2 protein-coding genes are annotated in these 2,266 nt (G+C 66.3%); both read left to right on the forward strand.

The window, feature by feature from the left end; genetic code table 11:
• On the forward strand, positions 1–2,010 hold a 2,010-nt coding region (locus EOA24_RS34880; RefSeq protein ID WP_133374785.1), incomplete at its 5' end, for an efflux RND transporter permease subunit.
• Positions 2,011–2,080: 70 nt separating this feature from the next.
• The coding region (locus EOA24_RS34885) for a hypothetical protein (RefSeq protein ID WP_210213636.1) at positions 2,081–2,266 on the forward strand (186 nt) is incomplete at its 3' end.

Here is a 2,266-nt window from a genome sequence, read left to right on the forward strand (position 1 = left end):
GTTGTGGCCGTCGCCATCCCGCTGGTGCTGGCAATCACCTTCGTCACGATGGAGTATTTCGGCATCTCCTTGCAGCGCATCTCGCTCGGTGCGCTGATCATCGCGCTCGGCCTCCTGGTCGACGACGCCATGATTGCGGTCGAGATGATGATCGCCCGTATGGAGGAAGGCTACGACAAGATCTCGGCCGCGACCTACGCTTATACCTCGACCGCCTTTCCGATGCTGACCGGTACGGTGGTGACGATCGCCGGCTTCGTGCCGGTGGGCTTCGCCAAGAGCGGCGCGGGCGAATACTGCTTCTCGCTGTTCGCGGTCGTCGCCATCGCGCTCGTCGTGTCCTGGGTCGTGGCGGTGCTGTTCACGCCGCTGACCGGCGTCTTCCTGCTGCCCGATCGCATCAAGGGCCATGGCGGCAGCCATCAGCCATCGCGCATCGCCCGCGGCTTCCAGGCGTTGCTTGAAGCCGCGATGCGGGCGAAGTGGCTGGTGTTGTCGGCGACCGCGGGCCTGTTCGCGCTCGCGGTCGTGGCCATGGGCTTTGTCGGCCAGGAGTTCTTCCCGAAGTCGGACCGGCCCGAGGTGATGCTCGACCTCACCTTGCCCCGCACCGCTTCGATTAAGGCGACGGACGCAGTCGTTGAGCGCGTCGAAAAGCTGCTCGCTTCCGATCCCGGCATCGACCATTGGAGCTTCTATGTCGGCCAGGGCGCGGTGCGCTTCTACCTGCCGCTCGACGCGCAGCTTGCCAATGACTTCTTCGCCCAGGCCGTGGTCGTCACCAAGGGCCACGCCGTGCGCCAGGCGGTGATCGACCGGCTGGAGCGCGAGCTGTCGACCGGTTTCGACGACGTCATGGCCCGCGTCACGCCGCTGGAGCTGGGGCCGCCCGTCGGCTGGCCGCTGAAGTTCCGCGTCTCCGGTCCGGACCCGGACAAGACACGCAGCCTTGCGCAGCAGTTTGCGCAGGTGCTGGGCAGCGACGCCGCGGTGCGCAATATCAACTACGACTGGAACGAGCCGGCCAAGGTCATCAAGGTCGAGGTCGATCAGGACCGGGCGCGCGCTCTGGGCATCTCCTCGCAGCAGCTGTCGGAGACGATCAACGCGATCCTGTCCGGCTCGAAGATCACCCAGATGCGCGACCATACCTATCTCGTCGACATCGTCGCCCGCGCCGTGGATTCGGAACGCGCCAGCATCGACACGCTGCGCGGCCTGACGATCAGCGCGTCGGGCGGACGGCGCGTGCCGCTCGAGCAGGTGGCGAAGCTCAGCTACCAGACCGAGCCGCCGCTGATCTGGCGCCGTGGCCGCCTGCCGACCGTGATGGTGCAGGCCGACGTCGCGCCCGGCGAGAACGCCACCGTCGTCTCGAAGCGGCTGCAGAAGGCGATCGCTGGATTCAAGGCGGAGCTGCCGGTGCGCTACAGCGTCGAACAGGGCGGCGTGATCGAGGACAGCGCCAAGGCGCAGGCCAGCATTTTCGTGGTCTTTCCGCTGATGCTGTTCATCATGGCGACGGTGTTGATGATCCAGCTGATGAGTTTTCAGCGCCTCGTGCTGGTGCTGCTCACCGCACCGCTCGCCATCATCGGCGTTGCCGGCGCCCTGCTCCTGTCAGGTGCTCCGATGGGCTTCGTCGCCATCCTCGGCGTGATGTCACTGATCGGCATGGTGATCCGCAACTCGGTCATCCTGATCGCACAGATCGACCAGCACATTGCCGCCGGCGAAGAGCCCTGGGCCGCGGTGATCAGCGCCACCACGCATCGGCTGCGGCCGATCCTGCTTACGGCGGCGGCCGCCATCCTCGGCATGATCCCGATCGCGCCGACGGTGTTCTGGGGACCGATGGCTTACGCCGTGATGGGCGGACTGATGGTGGCGACCGTGCTGACGCTGGTCTTCGTGCCGACGCTCTACGTCACCTGGTTCGGCATCAAGGCGCCGACGGCGACGGCGGCAGCAGCCGAGCCCGCCAACCAACCGCAGGCCGTAGCGGCCTGAGCTGGCAACGCAACCCGACACAGATCACGGCGCACCGCCGTGATCACTCCCAACCCCGAAAGGAACGATCATGTCCCTCTTCCACGGAAATCTGCTTGTGCGCTTCAACGCCGGCTTCCTGATGCTGGCCTCGGCCGGCGGGCTTTTCACCGATATCGCCGGCTCCTTCTTCGGGCGGGGCCCGGAAGCGATCCTGCTAGGCGATGCGCCAGGTACCGGCATCGGCTTCATCGAGGCGCACGGGCTTGCACTGATC

The sequence above is a fragment of the Mesorhizobium sp. M2A.F.Ca.ET.039.01.1.1 genome (assembly GCF_003998035.1).
Classification (GTDB): domain Bacteria; phylum Pseudomonadota; class Alphaproteobacteria; order Rhizobiales; family Rhizobiaceae; genus Mesorhizobium.